General features: G+C 68.9%; 16 protein-coding genes and 3 pseudogenes. 12 read left to right on the forward strand and 7 right to left on the reverse strand.

Going from position 1 to position 20,654, the window contains the following annotated elements; genetic code table 11:
- Positions 1-61: 61 nt before the first annotated feature.
- The gene (locus OG241_RS41460) at positions 62-688 is read left to right on the forward strand and encodes a sigma-70 family RNA polymerase sigma factor (protein WP_405826722.1); all 627 of its coding nucleotides are present in this window, start codon (positions 62-64) and stop codon (positions 686-688) included.
- Between the two features lie 26 nt (positions 689-714).
- On the opposite strand, the gene OG241_RS41465 is transcribed toward OG241_RS41460, so the two are convergent.
- Positions 715-1,212, reverse strand: a complete 498-nt coding sequence (locus tag OG241_RS41465) for a MarR family winged helix-turn-helix transcriptional regulator (RefSeq protein WP_405823056.1) — start codon at positions 1,210-1,212, stop codon at positions 715-717.
- Positions 1,213-1,379: 167 nt separating this feature from the next.
- On the opposite strand from OG241_RS41465, the gene OG241_RS41470 reads away from it, so the two are divergent.
- The gene (locus OG241_RS41470) at positions 1,380-1,895 is read left to right on the forward strand and encodes a YceI family protein (RefSeq protein WP_405823058.1); all 516 of its coding nucleotides are present in this window, start codon (positions 1,380-1,382) and stop codon (positions 1,893-1,895) included.
- A 19-nt stretch (positions 1,896-1,914) separates the two neighbouring features.
- Here the strand turns inward: OG241_RS41470 and OG241_RS41475 are convergent, their stop codons facing one another.
- Both OG241_RS41475 and OG241_RS41480 read right to left on the reverse strand, forming a co-directional pair.
- Positions 1,915-3,657, reverse strand: a complete 1,743-nt coding sequence (locus OG241_RS41475; protein WP_405823060.1) for a hypothetical protein — start codon at positions 3,655-3,657, stop codon at positions 1,915-1,917.
- Between the two features lie 155 nt (positions 3,658-3,812).
- Complete coding sequence (locus OG241_RS41480) at positions 3,813-8,018, reverse strand: molybdopterin-dependent oxidoreductase (RefSeq protein WP_405823062.1); 4,206 nt, start codon at positions 8,016-8,018, stop codon at positions 3,813-3,815.
- A 271-nt stretch (positions 8,019-8,289) separates the two neighbouring features.
- On the opposite strand from OG241_RS41480, the gene OG241_RS41485 reads away from it, so the two are divergent.
- The 4 genes from OG241_RS41485 (at position 8,290) to OG241_RS41500 (ending at position 10,926) form a co-directional block, all read left to right on the forward strand.
- Positions 8,290-8,679, forward strand: a complete 390-nt coding sequence (locus OG241_RS41485; RefSeq protein WP_405823063.1) for a cell division protein SepF — start codon at positions 8,290-8,292, stop codon at positions 8,677-8,679.
- A gap of 92 nt (positions 8,680-8,771) precedes the next feature.
- A complete protein-coding gene (locus OG241_RS41490; RefSeq protein WP_405823065.1) occupies positions 8,772-9,944 on the forward strand; it encodes an ATP-binding protein in 1,173 nt (390 codons plus the stop codon).
- The gene (locus OG241_RS41495; protein WP_405823067.1) at positions 9,941-10,294 is read left to right on the forward strand and encodes a nucleotide pyrophosphohydrolase; all 354 of its coding nucleotides are present in this window, start codon (positions 9,941-9,943) and stop codon (positions 10,292-10,294) included. Before OG241_RS41490 ends, OG241_RS41495 begins: the two co-directional genes overlap by 4 nt.
- Positions 10,295-10,452: 158 nt before the next feature.
- Positions 10,453-10,926: a DUF6099 family protein gene (locus tag OG241_RS41500; RefSeq protein WP_405823068.1), complete on the forward strand. Its 474-nt coding sequence runs from the start codon at positions 10,453-10,455 to the stop codon at positions 10,924-10,926.
- A gap of 283 nt (positions 10,927-11,209) precedes the next feature.
- Here OG241_RS41500 and OG241_RS41505 read toward each other — a convergent pair.
- Positions 11,210-12,624: pseudogene (locus OG241_RS41505) on the reverse strand (PucR family transcriptional regulator).
- Positions 12,625-12,712: 88 nt separating this feature from the next.
- Between OG241_RS41505 and OG241_RS41510 the strand changes: the two are divergent.
- Positions 12,713-13,129 carry an ester cyclase gene (locus OG241_RS41510; RefSeq protein WP_405823070.1) on the forward strand — a complete coding sequence of 139 codons (417 nt, stop codon included), beginning with the start codon at positions 12,713-12,715 and terminating at the stop codon, positions 13,127-13,129.
- A 100-nt stretch (positions 13,130-13,229) separates the two neighbouring features.
- A pseudogene (locus tag OG241_RS41515) lies at positions 13,230-13,419 on the forward strand (methylmalonate-semialdehyde dehydrogenase (CoA acylating)); the annotation flags it as partial.
- A gap of 101 nt (positions 13,420-13,520) precedes the next feature.
- On the opposite strand, the gene OG241_RS41520 reads toward OG241_RS41515, so the two are convergent.
- Entirely contained in the window at positions 13,521-13,670 is a 150-nt protein-coding gene (locus OG241_RS41520; protein WP_405823071.1) for a hypothetical protein, read from the reverse strand.
- A gap of 529 nt (positions 13,671-14,199) precedes the next feature.
- The gene (locus OG241_RS41525; RefSeq protein WP_405823072.1) at positions 14,200-14,373 is read right to left on the reverse strand and encodes a hypothetical protein; all 174 of its coding nucleotides are present in this window, start codon (positions 14,371-14,373) and stop codon (positions 14,200-14,202) included.
- Positions 14,374-14,644: 271 nt separating this feature from the next.
- Between OG241_RS41525 and OG241_RS41530 the strand changes: the two genes are divergently transcribed.
- Positions 14,645-15,568, forward strand: coding sequence for an LLM class F420-dependent oxidoreductase (locus tag OG241_RS41530; RefSeq protein ID WP_405823073.1), 924 nt, complete (start codon positions 14,645-14,647; stop codon positions 15,566-15,568).
- A 153-nt stretch (positions 15,569-15,721) separates the two neighbouring features.
- On the opposite strand, the gene OG241_RS41535 is transcribed toward OG241_RS41530, so the two are convergent.
- On the reverse strand, positions 15,722-17,113 hold the full coding sequence (locus OG241_RS41535) for a M1 family metallopeptidase (protein ID WP_405823075.1): 1,392 nt from the start codon (positions 17,111-17,113) through the stop codon (positions 15,722-15,724).
- Between the two features lie 198 nt (positions 17,114-17,311).
- On the opposite strand from OG241_RS41535, the pseudogene OG241_RS41540 reads away from it, so the two are divergent.
- From OG241_RS41540 to OG241_RS41550, 3 genes and pseudogenes are all read left to right on the forward strand, one after another.
- Positions 17,312-17,425 (forward strand): annotated as a pseudogene (locus OG241_RS41540) (hypothetical protein); the annotation flags it as partial.
- A 40-nt stretch (positions 17,426-17,465) separates the two neighbouring features.
- A complete protein-coding gene (locus OG241_RS41545) occupies positions 17,466-19,181 on the forward strand; it encodes a recombinase family protein (protein WP_405823077.1) in 1,716 nt (571 codons plus the stop codon).
- Between the two features lie 154 nt (positions 19,182-19,335).
- Positions 19,336-20,550 carry a helix-turn-helix domain-containing protein gene (locus OG241_RS41550; RefSeq protein ID WP_405823079.1) on the forward strand — a complete coding sequence of 405 codons (1,215 nt, stop codon included), beginning with the start codon at positions 19,336-19,338 and terminating at the stop codon, positions 20,548-20,550.
- The last annotated feature ends 104 nt before the right edge of the window (positions 20,551-20,654 follow it).

Raw genomic sequence — 20,654 nt, forward strand, 5'->3', positions numbered from 1 at the left:
ATTCCGGATGATCCGAGAAGGACACCAGGTGATCACTCCCGTACCGCCAGCCCCGAACCTCATGGGCTCCCCGACCCTCCCGGTCGACGAGTCGATAACCGCCTGGGCGCTCGCCGCACGTGCCGGCGACCCGGTCGCCGTCGAACGCTTCGTCGGCGCCCTGCACCGCGATGTGGTGCGCTACGTCGCCCACCTCTCCGCCGATCCGCAGGCCGCCGACGACCTCGCCCAGGACACGTTCCTGCGGGCGCTCGGCAGTCTGCACCGGTTCGAGGGGCGGTCCTCGGCCCGCTCCTGGCTGATGGCCATCGCGCGGCGAGCGGTGATCGACAGCTTCCGTCATGCCGCCGCCCGGCCCCGGCTGTACGACACGGAGGACTGGCGCCTGACCGTCGAACTGGCCCAGCCGCGCGGGCTGCCCGGCTTCGACGACGGGGTCGCGCTTCTCGACCTGCTGGCCGCGCTGCCCGACGAGCGGCGCGAGGCGTTCGTCCTCACGCAGCTGATGGGGCTGCCCTACGCGGAGGCGGCCGAGGTCAGCGACTGCCCTGTCGGGACGGTGCGTTCACGTGTGGCCCGGGCCCGCGCGACCCTCGTCGAGCTGCTCGCCCAGGCCGAGAACGGAGCGGCGCCGATGGCCGGGGCCGAGGCCGCGGACGGAATTCCGGCGGCGGCTCTGGCCGCCTGACGGAGAGGCGCACCGGGAGGAGGCTGTCACGGCTTCGCCGGGTCCGCCTCCTCCGGCAGCAGGGCGCGCATCGTCTCGCGCTCCTCGGGGCCGATCATCGCCAGCCCCGAGGAGACGGTGTCGGCCAGCGTCGGCGAGGCCTCCGTGATCAGACGGCGGCCCTTGCCGGTGAGAGCCACTTCGACGCCCCGTTTGTCGCCGCACACCGAGCGCCGGGTGACCAGCCCGGCGTGCGAGAGGCAGGCGATCTGATAGGTGAGCCGGGTCTTGGGGCGGCCGAGCAGTTCCGCGATCCGGGTCATCCGCAGCCCGTCGTCGGGCCGTTCCGCCAGCAGGCACAGCACCAGGAACTCGTCGTGGGAGACCCCGAGCGCGTCCTTGAGGGCGGGGCCGAGCCGTTGCTCGATCGCTCCGGTCGCGCCCAGCAGGACCATCCAGCCCCGTAGCTCGGCCGGGAGCAGCCCGCCCTCCTGCGCGGCGGGACAGGGGGGCGGATCGGCGGGGTGTTCGGAAGCGGCGGCCATGCCTCGATTCTAGCGGTTGTCCAATTTTCAACGAGGGGGTTGTTCGAATTTGGATAACGGGCTAGCGTGGCGCCATCGCCCGCTCATCCAAATTTGGATGACTGGCTCACGCATCTCGCGGATCGCGCACGACTCGCACAACCCTCGTTCCTGTCAGGAGACAGCTCATGACCGTTGCCGTGGAAACCGGCCTGTGGCAGCTCGACCGGACGGCGTCCACCGTCGCCATCAAGCACAAGACGATGTGGAACCTGGTCACCGTGCAGGGCACCTTCGCCGTCACCGGTGGCGGTGGCGAGGTCCTCCCCGACGGCTCCGCCACCGGCACCGTGACCCTGGACGCCGCGTCGCTGGACACCAAGCACGCCAAGCGGGACAAGCACCTGCACGGGGCCGACTTCTTCGACGTCGAGAACCACCCCGAGATCACCTTCGCGGTGCGCGGCGCCGAACTCCGTGACGGCGACTCCGTCCACGTCACCGGCCAGCTGACCGTGCGCGGCATCAGCCGCCCCACGAGCGTCACCGCACGCCTCACCGACGCCGGCGCCGACGCGCTCACCCTGGACACGGAGTTCAGCGTGGACCGGGACCAGTTCGGCCTGGGCTGGAACCAGTTGGGCATGATCCGCGGCCGTACGACGGTCACGGCCACCCTCCGCTTCACCCGCACACCCGCCTGAGGGGCGACGCCGCAGGGCTCTACGGTCGCTCGCCCGGCAGCCGTACGTCCATGCTCGACAACGTGTCCGGCGACGCGGTGAACACACGCAGCCGGATACGGGTACCCGGGCGCCGGGACACCTGGAACACCGGCCCGGGCGGCCGGAGCCGGTAGACGGCGCTCGTGTGCGCGGACAGCGTGGCCGGCCCCCGGACCACCTTCCACCACCGGCTCATGCCCTGGCCGGTGGTGAACGTGAAGTGGGGCGTCAGCGCGCTGTCGTCCGTGTTCGTGACCTGGAGCGTCAGCTCCGACACGGCGTCCGGACGGATCGTGAGCACCCTCGTCACCCGCATCCGCAGCGGCGCCGAACCCGTGGCCGCCACGGCCGCGCTCGCCAGCGCCGGTACGAGGAGCAGCGAGGCCGCCGCGATCAGCGCCGGGCGCCTGCGCGGGCCCGACAGGAAACGCGGCCGGGGCTGCCACGCCCCTGCGAAGGACGCGGCCGGCGTGGTCACCGCCGCCGCCAGCCACAGCGGGGTCATCAGCAGGTAGTAGCCGTCCTGCGAACGCGTCGCCAGGAAGAAGGCGCACCACGGCAGCACCGTCGCCGCCGGCCCCAGCCGCCGCACGAACAGCACGAGCAGCGCCAGCAGGGCCCCGGTCAGCAGCATGCTCGCGAGGCTGTACCAGGCCAGCCGGTCGCTGCCGTCGGTGTAGTACAGCGTGATACCCACCAGGCCCTGCCCGTGGATCGTCGCGTTCTGCGTCAACGGCAGCGCGACCCCGGCCGCCCAGGTGCGCGGCTCGCTCACGGCGAAGTACGTGTTGATCAGCAGCCATACGGTGACCGCCGTCCCGGCGATCCGCAGCACCACCCCGGCGGCCGGCCGGGCGCCCAGCTCGCCCCGGCGCACGGCGTAGATCCCGGCCAGCAGGAACGGCACGAGGAACCACGGCAGTTGCTGTGCCGCACAGGCCGCGCCCAGACAGGCGCCCCGCGCCAGACCGACCCACCCCAGCCGCCCGCCCGCACCGGTCCTCGGCCAGCGCACCACCACCGGGATGAGCAGCGCGAGCCCGATGATCGCCGGATAACCGAGCCGCGCGTAACTGGGCAGGAACCCGAAGCCCAGGCACGCCATGGTCGCCGCCGACCGCCACGGCACCGGCAGCAGCCGCCACAGCGTCACCGCGCCGACGAGCAGCGCCCCGGTCGTCACCGCGGTCGCGGCGAGCGCGCCGTGCCCGAGCCACAGGAGTGGCGCGGTCAGCAGCAGGGCCAGGGGCGGGTAGCCGTACGTGAGGTCGTAGCCGCCGCTCATCGTCGGCGTCAGGGCCACATCGGGGTTGTGCTGGAAGAGCCAAGGCCAGGGCTGCCCGTAGACCGGGTGCCCGGCGACCAGTGCGCGGGCGGCCTGCGCCGTGAGGACGCCCTCGTCGCCGCCGGCGTGGTTCAGGGCGAACGTGCACAGAGTGAGTGTCACGGCGGTGACCAGGACGCACAGATCGAGGCGGGCGAGCGAACGCGTCCGGCGTACGGTCAGCGTCAGCACGCCGCTGACCAGGATCGACAGATAGCAGAGCGAGATGACGGCGGCGATGGCCAGCCGGTGACTGGCGGCCTGCGTCCAGACCGCACGCGTACCGATGAACAGACTGACGGTCGCGAGCAGCGTCAGCACACGATGCCACTGCGCGGGCGCGTCGGGCTCCGGGGGGCGGGATCGCGGGGGGCCGGTCTTCGCCGTGACGTCCGGCGCCGTTTCTGCCAAGTGCACGACATCGGAACGTAATCGTGCCCGGTGTGCCGGGTGCGGGTGGAGGTGAAGGGTCCGGTGTGAGGCCGGTAAGAGTGTCCGTCGGTAGCTTTTTATGACGATTCGGGTGGCCTCGGGTCGTTCAGTCATCACACGTCCATTCAGTACACGGCCAGTCAGTACACGTCGCGCACGTAGCGCTTCGTGGCCGTCAGCTGCTTCACGTACGCAGCCGCCTCCTCCTCGCTCAGACCGCCGTGCGCCACCGCGACGTCCCGCAGCGCCCGGTCCACGTCCTTCGCCATGCGTGAGGCGTCGCCGCAGACGTAGAAGTGGGCGCCCTCCTGGAGCCAGTGCCACAGCTCGGGCCCGTGCTCGCGCATCCGGTCCTGGACGTAGACCTTGTTGCGCTGGTCGCGGGAGAACGCGGTGTCCAGGCGGGTCAGCGTGCCCTCGGCCACCAGACCGGCCAACTCGTCCTCGTAGTAGAAGTCGGTGGCGCGGTGCTGCTCGCCGAAGAACAGCCAGTTCGGCGCCGAGTGTCCGAGCGCCCGCCGCTCCTCCAGGAACCCCACGAACGGCGCCACGCCCGTCCCCGGCCCCACCATCACCATCGGCGTCGAGGCATCCGCGGGGGGCCTGAAGTGCGGCGCGCGCTGGACGAAGACGGGGACCGCCGTGTCCGGCCCGGCGTCGGCCAGGAAGGGCGAGCAGACTCCGCCGCGTGGCCGGCCGCGCAGGTTCTCGTACCGCACCACGGACACCGTCAGCGACACCCGCGCCGGGTCGACGAGCGGGCTCGACGATATGGAGTACAGACGGGGCTGCAGCCGCCGCAGCACCTTCACCCACTCCTGCGCGGAGGCCCGTACCCCGTACTCGGCGACCACGTCGACTGCCTGTCGCCCCCAGGACCAACGGGCCAGGCCGTCCTTGTTGTCGGACCGCATCAGCTTCTTCAACTCACGGTTGTCCCGGGCCCGTTCGGAGACGAAGCGCAGCAGGTCGGGGGTGATCCGGGTGATGTCGAGCTGCCGGTGCAACGCCTCGGAGAGCGAGAACACACCGACTCCCTCGACCTGTACGCCGGTTGACGCGTCCAGTCCGGTCACGGCCAGCCATTCCGCCACCAGGGACGTGGAGTTGACGGGCCGTACGCCGAGCGCGTCACCCGCTTCGTACGTCAGTGCCGTACCGCTGGTGTCGAAGGTGAACCGGCGCACCTCCTTGGTCGCGCCGGGCAGGCTGAGTAGCCGGTTGCCGACGAGACGGGCGGGCGAGGGGGCCGACTTGGCGGACCGGAGGACGGGGGAGGCAGCGGGAACGGGAACGGGAGTTGGGGCCTGGGCTGCCGTCCCGCCCGTCTGCTGCTTCTGCGAGGAGCCCGGCTCCTGCACGCCATGGGCGTCCTGCGTGTCCCTCGCGTCGCTCGTGTCCTTCGTGTCCAGCACGTCGAGCACCTGGTCGAGCCACGCGTCCGCCGACGGCTCGAAGTCGGGCTCGCAGTCGGTGCGCGGCGCGATCCGCACCGCCCCCAACTCGTCGAGCCGCGCGTCCAGTCGGCGCCCGTGCCCGCAGAAGTCGTCGTACGAGGAGTCGCCCAACGCGAGGACGGCGTACCGCACGCCGTCCAGTCGCGGTGCCTGCTCCCCGGAGAGCGTGTCCCAGAAGCCGGAGCCGTTGTCGGGGGCGTCGCCGTCGCCGAAGGTGCTGGTGATGAAGAGGAGGTCGGCACTGCGCGCGAGGGCGGTGACATCGGCCTCGTCCATGCCGACGAGCCTCGCCCGGTGCCCGCCGGCGTTCAGCCGCTCGGCGGTCGCGCCGGCGAGTTCCTCGGCGTTGCCCGTCTGTGAGGCCCACAGCACGACGACCTCGCGCCCGTCGACCTGGACCCCGACACCGACTCGTTCCCGCGGGGGAGCCTCCACGGTCCTGGAGTACATCCCGGCGAGCATCCCGTTCACCCAGTCGGCGTGCTCGGCACTGAACGGGGCGGAGGCGGGCAGCACGGGAGTCCCCACGGCGCCGGTGGGCAGCCCGGCGAGGAAACCCGAGAGGTACCGACGCTCGCGCGCGCTGAGGACGGGCGGGGGAGCGGGAGTGAACGCCAACTCCGCTACGGAGAGCGGGACTTGCGGGCTTTCGGGCTCGGAGGCCGCAGGGGGTTCCACAGCGGGTTCCACCTGGGCCTCGGGCCGGTGCACCTTCACCAGGGACACCGCGCACATCTTGAACTCCGGCTGCAGGGACAGCGGATCGACGGCGTCGCTCGTCACCGCGTTGATGCTGAGGTACTCCCCGAAGAGGTCGTTCCAGTGGAAGGGCGCGAAGACGCAACCCCTGCGCACCCGCTCCGTGACAACGGCCGGCAGTACCGCCCGCCCGCGCCGCGAGGCGACCTCGACCGAGTCGCCGTCCACCACCCCCAACTCCCGCGCGTCCTCGGGATGGACCTCAACGAACGGCCCGGAGTTCAGCTTGTTGAGCTTGGCGACCTTCCCCGTCTTCGTCAGCGTGTGCCACTGGTGCTGCACGCGCCCGGTGTTGAGGACGAACGGGAAGTCGTCGTCGGGCAGTTCGGCGGCGGGCAGCTGCGGCCGGGCGTAGAAGATCCCACGCCCACTGGCCGTGGGAAACCGCAACCCCTCACCTCCACCCTCGACTTCACCTGCACCTGTGTTCTCCAGGTACCGGATGGGATTGCGCGCGGGCCCGTCCACCGAAGCGGCCGGCCACTGCACGGGAGTCTCCCGCAGCCGCTCGTAGGTGACCCCGCGAATGTCCCACCCGGTCTTCGGGTTCCAGGCCCGCTTGAGCTCCTCGAAGACGTCCTCCGCGCTCTCGTAGGCGAACCCCTCGAACCCCATCGCACGGGCGACGTCCGCGATGATCCGCCAGTCGGCCATGGCATCGCCGGGCGGGTCGACGGCGGCCCGGGCGAGGGTGAGGTTGCGCTCGCTGTTGACGAGGACGCCCTCCGCCTCGGTCCACATCGCGCCGGGCAGGACGATGTCGGCGTACGCGTTGGTCTCCGTCTCGGCGAAGACGTCCTGGGTGACGACGAACTCGGCGGCCTCCAGGCCCTCGATGACCGTACGGCGGTTGGCGACCGAGGCGACCGGGTTGGTGCAGATGATCCAGCAGGCCTTGATCTGCCCCTCGGCCATCCGCCGGAACATCTCGATCGTGCCGTGTCCGGCGCCGTCCTTGCGGAGCGTGCCGGCTGGCAGTTCCCACAGGTCCTCGACGAACGCCCGCTCCTCGTCCACGAGCACCGATCGCTGCCCGGGCAGCCCCGGTCCCATGTACCCCATCTCCCGGCCGCCCATCGCGTTGGGCTGCCCGGTGAGGGAGAAGGGCCCGCTGCCGGGGCGGCAGATCGCACCGGTGGCGAGATGCAGGTTGACCAGGGCGTTCGTGTTCCAGGTGCCGTGTGTGGACTGGTTGAGCCCCATGGTCCAGCAGCTCATCCACTCACCGGACGCACTGGCTTCACCGATGATCCGGGCCGCCGCCCGGATGTCCTCCTCGGGGATTCCGGTGCTCGCGGAGACGGCGTCCGGCGCGTAGTCGGCGAGGAAGGCCGGCATCTCCTCCCAGCCCTCGGTGTGGGCGGCGATGAACTCCGGGTCCGTGTATCCGCCGACGTGCAGGAGATGGAGGAGACCGTTGAGGAACGCCAGGTCGGTCCCGGGTTTGATCTGCAGGAACAGATCGGCCTTGGCGGCGGTGGCGGTACGCCGTGGGTCGACCACGATCAGCTTGGCCCCCGCCTTGACCCGCTCCATCATCCGCAGATACAGGATCGGATGGCAGTCGGCCGTGTTCGACCCGATGACGAGAAAGGCGTCGGCGTGGTCGAAGTCGTCGTACGAGCCGGGCGGCCCGTCGGCGCCCAGCGACAGCTTGTATCCGGTGCCCGCGCTCGCCATGCACAGCCGGGAGTTGGACTCGATCTGGTTCGTGCCCACGAACCCCTTGGCAAGCTTGTTCGCCAGATACTGGGCCTCAAGGCCCATCTGCCCGGAGACGTAGAAGGCGACTGCGTCCGGCCCGTGCTCGTCGACGATCGCCCGCAGCCGCCGCGCGGTCTCCGCGATCGCGTCCGCGACGGGCGCCGGCACCAGTTCCTCGCCCCGGTCGTCGAGGCCGTCCCGGACCAGCGCGGTGGTCAGCCGGCCCGGCGCGCCGAGCATGTCGGCGGTGGTCGCACCCTTGGTGCACAGCCGCCCCGCGTTCGCGGGGTGCGCCTTGTCCCCGGACGCCTTGAAGACCGTACGCCGCCCGTCGGGTCCGAGGCCGACGTCCAGCACGATTCCGCAGCCCACCCCGCAGTACGAGCACACCGTTCGCACCTGCGTGGTCGTGGGGGTAGTGGTCACGTGCTGCCTTTCTCCGTCTTCCGTCGTTCTATATGCCGGGCCGGCTACTCGTGAGCGTATGAATTGCCCGTTACGTCGATGTCACGTGGTCCGATCATGAGCGGTTACGCCCGCTGCACAGGCCGAGTGTCAGTGCTGTGAGGTACGGATAGGTGTTCGGGTTTTTCTCACACAGGGGGTCGCTGAGTGTGTCGTATTGGGCCGATCGGGTGACCATGAGTAAGAATTGGCTGATGCAGACAGTCAGTGCGAGCCAGGGCGGAGTGGGTCGATGAACAGCCACGATGTCACCGACGAACAGTGGGAGGGGCTCGCCCAGGTAGTGCCGCTGAGAGGCCGGGACGCCTGGCCGTCGGCGGTGAGCCACCGAGCGATGCCCGAGGCGGAGACCGAGGCCAGGCGGCGTTTCGTCGTCCTGCGCGTCAACGTCTTCGCGGACGCGCGAGAGGTCGCCGAGACGCTGATGGCGGGCATACCGGTGCTCCTCGATCTGACGGGCGCCGAGGCGGACACCGCCAAGCGGGTCCTCGATTTCAGCACGGGCGTCGTCTTCGGCCTGGCGAGCGGGATGCACCGGGTCGACCGGAACGTGTTCCTTCTCACCCCGCCCGGCACCGAGGTCGGCGGACTCATGGGAGGAGCGGGCATCCCGGGACACTGAGACCGGCCGCACAGCGAGATCCGTCCCCCGTTCGTAGGAAGGTGCGGCGGACAAAACGGTTCGCCTCACAGGCGGAGGCCTACGGTCCGGATATGACCCTCTCGCTGGACTTACCGCCCTCCCCTGCCACCGAGGAACAGAGGGCGGAGCGTCCCGACCGGCCGAGCGTCACCGAACTGAGGCTGGCCGCCTACGCCGGGCACCGACAGGCCAGGTTCCCGCTCGGGCGGCTCACTCTTCTCGCCGGTCCGAGCGGCGGCGGCAAGTCGACTGCGCTCAGGGCGTACGAGTCGCTGGCCCGGCTCGGCTCCGGCGCCGTCGTCGGGGAGGCGTTCCGGGACCCGGCCGCCTGCGTACCGGAACGCGCCCGCCCCGACGCCCAGAGCCGACGTGGCTTCCGCATCGGCTGTACGGCGGACGGTCCCGAGGGGCCCGTACGGCTCGACGTCGCAGTCCAGGCCGAGCCCGAACTGCGCATCGTGGGCGAGCGGTTGAGCGCCGGGGGAGTGGTCCTGCTGGAGACGGCGCTGCGCGATCCCGGCCGGCGCACCGTCCAGGCCGCCTGGTACACCGCCGGTTCGGCGTCGGTCACCCGCGCCCCGATGCCGGACGACCGGCTCGGCACGGCCCTGCTGCCGCTGCGGGTGGCCGGGAAGACGGACGGGCAGCGCCAGGTCATCGCCGCCGCCGAGCAGATGGTCGTCGCCCTGCGCTCCGTCTTCGCCTGCGATCCCCGGCCCGACCAGATGCGCGCGGCGGTCCCCGTGGACAGCGGGCGGCTCCTGCCCGGCTGCGGCAACCTGGCCGAGGTCCTCCGGCGTACCCGGTCCGAATGCACCATCCGGCACGGCCTGTTGGTCGGCGCCGTCCGTGAGGGCTGCGCGGGCCCGGTCAGCGACGTACGCGCCGACGAGGTCGCCGACGGACGCGTCCGGGCCGTACTCGACCGGGGCGACGGACTGCTCACCCGCTTCGGCCGGCTGGGCGACGGCGAGTTGAGGTACGCGGGTCTGGCGCTGGTCCTGCTGACCGGCCCCGGCGTACTGACCGTCGACCGGCCCGGCGAGGTACCCGACGCCCTCCAGACGCTCACGGTCCTGGCCGACGGTTTCGACCGGTCCCTCGACGTCCGGCAGCGCGAGCAACTCCTGCGCCTGGCGGCCCGGATGTGCGACCGCGGGCACATCCGCCTCCTCGGTACGGTGAGCGACGCGTCCTGGGCGGAGGGGGTGCCGGGGGTGACGGTGGTACACCTGAAGCCGTGACGGACCAAGAACACCCCGAAGGCCTCCACCAGTTGGACGTGGCGAAACTCCAGCGCAGGCTGGCCGACTTCGCGGCGGCACGGAACTGGCAGCCGTTCCACACGCCGAAGAACCTCGCCACCGCGCTCAGTGTGGAGGCGTCCGAACTGGTCGAGATCTTCCAGTGGTTGACGCCCGAGCAGTCGGCACGGGTGATGGACGACCCGGACACCGCCCACCGGGTGACCGACGAGGTCGCCGACGTGCTCGCGTATCTGCTCCAACTGTGCGAGGTGCTCGGGATCGACGCGCTGGCCGCCCTCGACGCGAAGATCGACCGCAACGAACAGAGGTTCCCCAAAGCAGAATAGTTACGCTCCGGAGTCGAATTGCGATCCGTTCTCCTTTTGTTGTCCGCAGATTTCCGCCTTCCTCTGGCTTTTCGCCCCACAGGCATTCACTCTGGGTAGTGGACGGTGTAGTTCGGGCGGACGTGCGGACAGCGCGTCGGAACAGACGGGGGCAGCGCATGGACGCGGTGCAGCTCATTCTGACGAGCAGACACGCCCTCGCGATCAGCGAAGGCGTGTCCCGGACCCTGGCGGAGGTGTGGCAGGCGCAGGCTCTCGCGCAGGCGATAGGCAGTCGCCTCGCAGTCACCGGACCACCCGAACTGCGGGGCGAGGCACTCGGGTTGACCGAACTGGCGGGCCGAGGCTGCGGCGTACTGGACGAACCGCGCCTTGGCGTCGGCGCTTTACGCGCGGCCCAGCTCACCGAGCTGGGTGATGCCCGCCAGGCCCTCGTCTGCCTCGGCAACCTCCTCGGCGAGGCCGGCATAGCCCTGGTCGGCATCGCCAGCGCGGCGGCCGACGAGACGACGTACTGGCAGTGCATGGAGTCGATCGACGCGGCGGACGAGTCCCGCGACCGGGTCCTGGAGATGCTCCGAAAACTGGCCGCCAGGGAGGCGGCGGGCGGAGCGGAACGGGTCGCGGGCTAGCGATTCACCAGCTGCCACCGAACTACGGCGCGCGCACGGCAGGCTCACGTAATGATCGCTGATCGCAAGCGTGCCCTGCCCGCGAACGCCGCCTTCACCACGCAGGCCACCGAGCGGCGCGTCCGCCTGGTCTCCCTCGGCCTGCCGCGACGGGACTCCGGGAGCTCCGCGGCCACGCACTGTCCCGTGCACTGTCCCTTGTGCGACAGCACTCTCGCCTCGGCCCACGAGTTGGTCACCGCCCTCACCCGCGATCCGGCGGATCTCGAGGGCGATCTCCGGGTCATGGTCGGCCGGCAGGCGGTCCGGATGCGCGCTGGTGTTCCAGCAGGGTCGGGAAGGTACCGATGGCGTCCAGGGCCATGGCCAGTTCGGCGACGACCTTTGGATCCTCCAGTGGACCGCGCAGGTACTCCTCCAGGCGGCGCATGCGGTAGCGCACGGTGTTCTGGTGGCAGTACAGCGCATGGCTCGCCTCGGCGGCCGATCCGTGGGCGTCGAGCCAGGCACGGGCGGTGGCGAGGAGGGTGGTGCGGTCGGTCTCGGGCAGCGACAGCACGCCACCGAGGATGCGGTTGACGGCGCGCCGGGTGGTCTCGAGGTTGGTCATCACCATCTCGGTCAGCGGGGTGTCGTCGAGCTGTCGAACCGCCGGGGCCCCCACGGGAAGCGATTCGAGGGCGACTTGGGCGTAGCGCAACGCGCGGGGCGTCTGGTCGAGTTGGAGGTAGGCCGGGCTGACGCCGACTCGGCCGGTGGCGGTGGCCCGGACAACCTCCAGGACGTGTTGGGCGGCCTGGCGTGTGGGGCAGGAGAGCACGCCCATTTCATGGCCCGGCTGCGCGCGCCACGCCGACCCGGTTCGCAGCTCCCGGCACTTGGCGTCCAGTCCGGGAAGCGGTGGGGGGCCCGGACTGGCGGTCTCGGCTGTCACGACGAGGAAGGTGCCCCGATAGGGGAAGTCGAGCATGTTCGCGATCTCCCAGGCGGTGTCATCACCCGGTGGAGGCCCGTCGACGAGCGCGGCGATCAGCGCCGAGCGTCGCCGATCGGTCTCGACCAGGCGTTCCGCGATGGCGTCTCGGTAGGCGGCGGTCACGGCCTGGCAGTGCGCGTCGGACATCCGCCAGAAGGTGGTGGCCGCGTGCAGAAGCGCACGCTGGGCTTGTGGCCCGGACTGCTCTGCCTCGACGAGGAGTTGTTCCCAGACGGAGATGAATCCAAGTCGGTAGGCGCGCAGTACTTCCGGCAGCGGCACGCCCTGGCCGGCCCGGAGGCGGCCGGTGGCTGCCGGGCCGGACAGGTCAAGTGTCTCGCCCGAGCCCGCGAGGTGGGCGAGATGGGCGAGGCACAGGGCAGTGTTGCGCGACAACACCTGCCGTAGGTCCTCCGGCTCCAAGGTGCGGTAGTGCTCGATCTCGGTCACGAGCCGTTGTGCCGTGGCGGCCACGAGCGCGTCGAGCTTCGGGCAGAGCGCCTCGAAGCCGTCCGCGTTGAAGTCGTGGATCACGTCCCGGAGCCGGTCCGCGCTGGTGAATGTCACCTCCGCGGTCCTCGCCACCGGCATGGCTTGTGCCGACAGCGGCACCATCTGGGCCCGCCGCCAGGTCACCACCGATCCGGTGCCCGGCGCACGATCCGCAGCAGCCGCCTGCCTTCGTCGTCGTTGATCTCACGGGCACTCACTTTCTCGGCCACGGGGACTGATTTCCCGCGGTGTGTGCGAGCAAGGCCGGCAAGGGGCGTGCACTGGCGAGTCCGATTGGCCCATGGATACGGTCCTTCCATGTCTGACTCAGCCGAAGCCGTCAGCGAGCGCAATGCCGAGGTCGTCCGCCGCTATCTTCGGGTCTTCGAGACGAAGGAAGTCGCCGAATTCGAGGAGCTCGTCGCCGAGGACGTCCTCGTTCACGGCGCGGGCTTTCACGGCCAGGGCCGGCACTTCCCCGAGGGGGCAGTGCTGACTCCGGGGCTGTCCAACTGCCGCGTGAAGGTGGACGACCTCTTCTCCGCCGGCGACCGGGTGACCGTGGCCTTCACGCTCACCTACACCCACGACCGCAGCGGCCGGGATCTCACCATGACGGGAGTCAAGTCCTACCGGCTCCGAGACGGACGGATCGTCGAGTTCTGGGGCGAGACCGACCTGTACGGCCTCCTCCGCCAGGCCGGACTCGTACCCGAGCAGATCCCGCCCTTCTAACCAGACCACGCCAGAGCTGGTCAGAGGGTGCGCTCAGTGAGAGGTCAATGAGTCAGGACCTAGCACCTGAACGAGTTGGGGGAGTTCCTCAAGGCACGGCGTGCCGATCCCGGCCCCGGTGGGCCACTCCTCCGGCGGCAGAAACGACTCCCACCTTCGGGGACCACCACATCTACGGCACCGACGGCACGTACTTCTACTCCACCAGCGGCAAGGTCGTCACGACCTGTCGGCCCGCCCCGTCCGAGGCGCCCACTGGCGTGGACCTGGGCTTCCCGCGAATCCACTGAGCCCTGTGGCGAGGGGGCGGGCTGTGCACCGGCCGCCCCCTCGCCTTCGCGTCAGCTGGGACGGTCGCAGGAGCCGACCGTGCCGCTGCCGGAGTCCACGGTTACGGCCAACACGCCCAGGGCTTCGAACACGTGCTGTTGACGGAGACGGAGTTGCTGCCGCTGTCGGCGGAGGCGATGCCGGCGGCTGTGGCGATCAGGGCGGCGGCGACCACTGCCGTGGTCAGGGCCCTGGTGACGAGTCGTTGCATGGCTGCGTTGATTCCTTCGCATAGAGAGTGGGGGATGCGATTGATCATCATCTTGCGGGACTATCGCCTGCGGGGCAATGTGAAGTTTCAAGTTTTTCGGATCAGCGTCCGAAGCGATGATCTAGTGGTCGATGACCCTGCTCATGACACGGTTCGCCTTCGACCGCAGTGTCTCCACCCTTGCCGGCATCACGTCCATTCCGAATGCCCCGGCCATCTCCTGGCAGGTCAGCGGTCTTTGACGGTGCCGGGCCCGGTCCGCGAGCGCCTCAGGACGCGCTGCTCGCACCCAGTGCCTGGCGTCGACGTCGTCCTGGGCCGGGCCGTGCTGGAGGGCACCGAGTCGGCCCCGTCGATGTCCTCTGGCATGGGCGCCGTGCCGTACGTCGACGGCCCTGATGCTCTGATCTGCGGAAACGTACAGGCGCCCCGGGGCGCCTCCGGCTCTCTTCGATCGCCAGGCCGTGAGTGCTGCCGGCCTGGCGATTCGGAGCCGGGCCCGGACGTGGATCCGGGCACCTGTGCGGGGCTATTCAGCCACTGAGCTGCGGATCTGCTCCTGGGACTCCAAGGGAGAGAAACCCGCTTCTTCGTGGAGATTGGACAGATCCGCGTTCAGCGCGGCCATCAGCTCCTCCATCTGCTGCAGCAGCCCCTTCGGCTGTGCGGGCCCCGCCTGCTGCGGCACGACTTCTTCGGACAATGGACGGCCTCCTCGGCCCCTGGCCCCCGAAGGGGCCGACGCGGGTGCGCCCCGGAGCGAGTGGGCCGGCAATCGAACTTGCCGGCCGGTCGGTGCCGGGGCGGGCGCCGATCGGGCCGGCACCGACGGAGCCAACGATCATCGCTGTGGGGGGTCACTGGCACGGCCCCGCACCTCACGCGCGGTTGACGCTTTTTCACCCGACCGGGGAGGCGTGGGGCAGGGGGCACCGGTGGGGTTGACCGGTGTTCGACCGTGCAGGATGGGGGCCATGGATCTTCGTATCTTCACCGAACCCCAGCAAGGCGCCACCTACGACACCCTGCTCGCCGTGGCGAAGGCCACCGAGGACCTCGGGTTCGACGCGTTCTTTCGCTCGGACCACTACCTCCGCATGGGCGACGGGGACGGCCTGCCCGGCCCCACCGACGCCTGGATAACCCTCGCCGGACTCGCCCGCGAGACCAGGCGCATACGCCTCGGCACCCTGATGACGGCCGCCACCTTCCGTCTCCCCGGCGTCCTCGCGATCCAGGTCGCGCAGGTCGACCAGATGTCCGGCGGACGGGTCGAACTCGGCCTGGGCGCGGGCTGGTTCGAGGAGGAGCACAAGGCGTACGGCATCCCGTTCCCGAAGGAGAAGTTCGCCCGCCTCGAAGAGCAGCTGGCGATCGTCACCGGCCTGTGGGGGACCAAGGCCGGCGAAACGTTCAGCCACCACGGCACGCACTACGACCTCACCGACTCCCCGGCCCTCCCCAAGCCTGCGCAGGCCCGGATCCCGGTGCTCATCGGCGGCCACGGCGCGGCCCGTACCCCGCGGCTGACCGCTCGGTACGCCGACGAGTTCAACATGCCCTTCGGGTCGGTCGAGGACGCCGAGCGCCAGTTCGGCCGGGTGCGTGCGGCGGCCGAGGAGGTGGGTCGCGCGGCCGACGAACTGACGTACTCGAACGCGCTCGTGGTCTGCGTCGGCAAGGACGACCAGGAAGTGGCCCGTCGCGCCGCCTCGATCGGTCGCGAGGTCGACGAGCTGAAGGCCAACGGACTGGCGGGGTCGCCGGCCGAGGTCGTGGAGAAGATCGGCCGGTACGCGGAGATCGGCTCCCAGCGGATGTACCTCCAGATCCTCGACCTCGACGACCTGGACCACCTGGAGCTGATCTCCTCGCAGGTGCAGTCCCAGCTGTCGTAACCCGGCGCGTGGCCGGTGTATGGCCGGTGCGTACCCCGTCGAAGCCTCCCCCTTCCGGCTGCGACGGGGTACGCCCGTGACGCGGGCCACCGACAGGCCGTGGAGGCGGCGCATACGTTCCCGGCCCCGGGTGACCGTCCAGGCGTGGTGGTTTCAGCGGATGCGGTGCTGCTTCCAGAAGGGGCCCAGGTTCCTGGTCGTCACCGCCTGGGCGGCCTTCTTGAAGTCGGCGGTGGTGGAGACGCCGTACCAGTGGTCGTGGGCGTACCGCTTGAGGAGTCGCGCCATGGTGTCGGCCCCGAGGGCGCGCTCCAGATCCGCCAGGGCGCAGGAGCCGGCCGTGTACACGAGGTGGTACTCGCCGCGGTGGGTGGACCAGTAGGCCATCGAGTTGGTGAGCGCGGCGCTGTCGTCCGGCCAGTCGTCCGGCGACCAGCAACCGACGGTGTCCCAGCCGTAGAAGCGCGCGTTGGCGTACTGGGCGAAACTCTCGTCCAGCCAGGGCGAGTTGTACTCGTCGTTGCCCACGATGCCGTACCACCACTGGTGGGCCACCTCGTGGACGACGGCGCCCACCTCTTCGGTGGTGCCGAGGAAGACCAGCCCGGGGTACTCCATGCCACCGCCGAACCCGGGCGTCATCACGAGGTCGATCTCGCCGTACGGATAGCGGCCGAACTCCCTGCCGAACCGGTCGACGGCCGCGACGCCGTCCTGGCGGGTGAGGCGGACGCCCGTGGCGGGCTTGTCCGGTGACCAGTACGGCTTCACGCGCACACCCCCGGGCGAGGTCTCGGTCGCGGTGCGGAACGGGCCGGCCGCCCACGCGAAGTCCCGTACACGATGGGCGACACTGTGGGTGACCGTGCGGCCGGGCCTTCCGGGGCGGGTCCAAGTGCGGCCGGTCGCAGGGACCTTGAGGGCCGACGGGTGGTCCAGACGCACCCGGAAGTCGCTCGCCAGTGTGTAGAAGCTCTCGCCGGTCGACACATACGGATCGAGGTGCCACCCCTTCGCGTCGTGCACGGCCAGGACCGGCAGCGCGTTGCCCAGGAAGCGGAACGCGCCCTCGCGGCCGAAGCGGTTGTTGCGTCCGGGCACGGTGATGGACACGTCGAAGGCGACGGCCGTCCGCTCGCCGTGTGCGACCGGCTCCGGCAGGGTGATGCGCAGCGCCGTGCAGTTCACGGTGAGGCGTCCCGGAGTGCCACCGCGCACCTTGGACACCCTGACGGGGGACGGCCTGCCGGCCGCGCCGCACCCGTCGTCGCCGTTGCCCCACAGACGCACGTACACCTCACGCAGCGGGCGATCCGAGGCGTTGCGGAACGACACCCGCTGCCGGCCCGTCCAGTGGGAGCCGTCGGTGTCGCCGCGCAGCTTCACGTCGTAGCGGGGACGGTCGGGTGTCGCCGAGGCCTTGGGCGCGACCGCCCCGGCCGTGACCGCCCCGGCCGTGGTTGAGGCGGCTGTCATCAGCAGGGTGAGCAGGACGGCGAGCAGACGGAGACCGGTTCTCGAAGACCACGCGGGCAGCGACGACATGGCAGCGGATCTTGTCACAACGCTCCGACACCTGCCCCCGGCCTACGCGAAGAGAGGAACTCGGCTCAGCTTCGGCGACTCGGCGAACTCGGCGAAACCGTGGCCGCGGAAAATGCCCGAGTACGCCGGGTCGGTTCGCTGTACGTTGACGCACAGTACGTATTCCCAGTTCAAACCCTTCTCTGAGGCCTGGCCATCGTGTTCCTGACGATCAGCACCACCGGCACCCCCGAACGCCCCGCGACCGACCTCGGCTACCTGCTGCACAAGCATCCCGACAACGCGCAGACGTTCTCCACCTCCTACGGCACTCCGTAGAATCATTGGTTGAAACTGCGCTAGCCTCTGGCCCATGACGGACAACCAGAGGGCGCTACTCGCCGCTCGGATCAGCGTCGACACCGACGAATCAACCTCCATCCCACGGCAGTTGGAGAAGCTCCACGCGTGGGCACAGGGGCTCAGCTACCCAGTGGCGGGGGTAGTGGAGGACCGGTCGGTGTCCGGCTCTGTAGACCTCCCTGACAGACCCTCTATGGGTCCCTGGCTCACGGAGGAAGGGCGGGAGAAGTGGGATGTTCTCGCAGTCACCACCCAGGACCGGCTCAGCCGTGACGATCTGCACTTCATGGCGTTCGTGAAGAACGTTCTTGACTGGGGGAAGACGCTCGTTGTCCTGGACGATCCCTCGTTCGATATCTCCACCGAAACGGGACGGCTCATTGCCTACGCCAAGGCGACTCAGGCAGCAGCGGAGCTGAGGAAGATCCGGCAGCGGGTCACCGATGCCAGGGACTACCTACGCCGAAACGGCTTGTTCGCAGGTGGCTTGACTCCCTTCGGCTACGTCTACGGAGACTCCGAGGACGGCAAGCATTACGTCCTGGTGCCGGAACCTACCTACGCCAAGCTCTTGCAGGAGATCGCAGAGCGTGTACGAGCGGGAGTCTCGACCAATCAGATTGCTCGTGAGTTGAACGCCAAAGGTGTACTCACGTGGCGGGATCATCTCCGAGTGCTGCGCAGTGAAGACCCAAGGCGCAGGAACGGAACGGCGCTGACAGAGCCCAGGGGAACCAACTGGAGTCCTCAGGTGGTACAGCGAATCCTCAAGCACCCTACTTGCGCTGGATTCCTCGCGTACAAGGGTGAGCCGTACGAGGATGATGACGGGAACCTTGTTATGGCCACCGAGCACCCGATTCTCACTAATGCCGAGTGGCAAGCCACTGTATCGGCAGTCAAGTCCCGAGGCGTATCGGATATTCGACGCAGCGACCAAGCCTCCCTGCTGACTGGCGTTGCACGTTGCGGGAAATGTGAAGCGCGTATGTTCTGTCACCGTTTGAAGAAGACTCTTGCCACAGGGGAAGTCAAGGTCTATCGGCACTACTCGTGTACGTCACGTTCTAAGGGAATGCCCTGTGGCGCTCCCGCTCGGATCTCAGAGGGCTTGCTTAACGAAATCTTTGAGGAAGCCCTTTTGAGTCGACTCGGGGAAATTCCCGAGGTAGTGAAGGTGACCGAGCCAGGGGAGGACCACACCGCAGAGCTTGAGCAGGTCACAGCACGTCTGCTGCGCCTGGAAAAGGACTATGAGAACGGCCGGTACGACGACCAGGACAAGGAAGAGTCCTACTGGCGCATGCATGGGAATCTCATCAGGAAGACCAAGGAACTCAAAGCCAAGCCGGTGCGCCCGGCTGTAGTTCGCTATGTGAAGACGGGACCAACGTGGGCGCAAAAATGGGGCGGCATGAATACAGAGGCTCGTAGGGACTACCTGACGGGAACGAATGTACGTGTCTATGTATGGAAGCAGGCCATTGCCAATGGTGCGCATGGTGTTGTCGTAACGCTCGGCGACCTGAAGGAACTTGCTCTAGCGGCAGGTCTGGACGCTGCCTCTATCGAGGGATGGCAGATGACTGGATGGAACGTACCGGCGCACTGGATTGACCCTGATCTGACATCAGATCCGGGGATGCTGGAGGTCATCCGGAGAACTTACCCGAACGCACCCGATGACATCCCTGGACATCTGAGAGGCCTTGGCAAGTCGGACTGATTCCCGACCCCCAACCATTAAAAATCCGACTCGGATTAAGGGTGGTCAGGTCTTCCGAGTACGTAGAGCTCTAAAGGGTTCAGGCAGTAGCCGGGGCGGCTCAATTGCTCTGAGTGCCTGGTAAGCCTCTCGCTGCTCCGCGTACGGTGGCAGGGTGGCAAACGAAGACCTAGGCCGGACCCTCCGCCGTCTCCGCCGTCTGGCCGGACTGACGCAGGACGAACTATCGGAACGTTCGAACGTGTCCGTTGACGTGATCCGTCAGCTTGAGCAGGGACGGAAACACTCGGCACGCCTGCCCACGCTTCACGCACTGGCCAACGGGCTCGGTGTAGAGCTGACGACGCTCCTGGGGGACCCTCCAGCGGTCTCGTCTACGGGGGAGAGCGACGGACCAAAGTTCGTAGCCGTACGGCGTGCCATCATGCCCGCGCTCTGGGGACCACGGTCCGAGCCGCCAGGGGCTCACTTCTCGCTGGACCATCTCCGTGAGCAGATCGCAGACGGCTGGACTCAGTACCACTCGGCTGAGTTCGACACCGTCATGAAGGCACTCCCGGACCTGATTGCGGATGCCCGCGCTGCCACTGCCTCAGCCAGCGAGGATGACCGTAAGGCGGGTTTCGCGGCTCTGGGTAAAGTGCTTCAACTCGCCGGACACGTCGCTGTGCGGATGGGGAAGACAGACCTTGCGCTGATCAGCCTGGAACGCGCGATAGACGCTGCGGGACGGTCTTCCGACCCGCTTCTACTGCCCATGATCGTCAACTCCACAGCATGGACCTACCAGCGACAGGGGCGTCTTGAGGACGCCCTGTCCATCGCTCTACGTGCTGCCGACGCCATGGCGAACGCTGGCCATACGGAGACGGCTGACGGGTTGAAGGTGTGGGGGGCGTTGACCATGAGCGCTGCTACGTCAGCGGCACGGAGCGGAGACTATGACCGCGCAGCGGACATGATGGGACGGGCGGAGAAGGAAGCAGCCCGTGTCTCCAAGCTCCCTTCCGGGAGCGACAACCGCATGGTGAGCGTGTTCAGTCCGTCATCCGTCCGCATCGAGCGGGTACGTCTGGCCGTTCAGTACGGCCACCCTGAGGACGCGCTGTCACTCGCCAAAGGCATGCGGCTGAGCAAGGACACCCCGCCGTCGTGGCGTACGTGGCTGCTGCTGGACGTGGCCCGAGCGCACACGGACATTGGTGATGCTGCCGGGGCAGTGAAGACCCTGGAATCACTTCGTAAGGTGGCACCGACGTGGATGCAACACCACACGTTGGCCGTAGCCATCGTGCGTGACTTGTGGTCACTTCCCAACCATCCGCCAGGGCTGCGGTCGTTGGCAGAGTTCCTTGGGGTTGCCGACTAAGGCGCAAGAACTAGGACGTTGCGTCCCTGTAAGCACTCTTGACAAGTCGATTGCATGGAGGCCTGCGCTCCGGCGACCGCGCGAACGGTCCCGGAGCTTGGCCG

This window comes from Streptomyces sp. NBC_01390, assembly GCF_045040105.1.
In the GTDB taxonomy this organism is placed as follows: domain Bacteria; phylum Actinomycetota; class Actinomycetes; order Streptomycetales; family Streptomycetaceae; genus Streptomyces.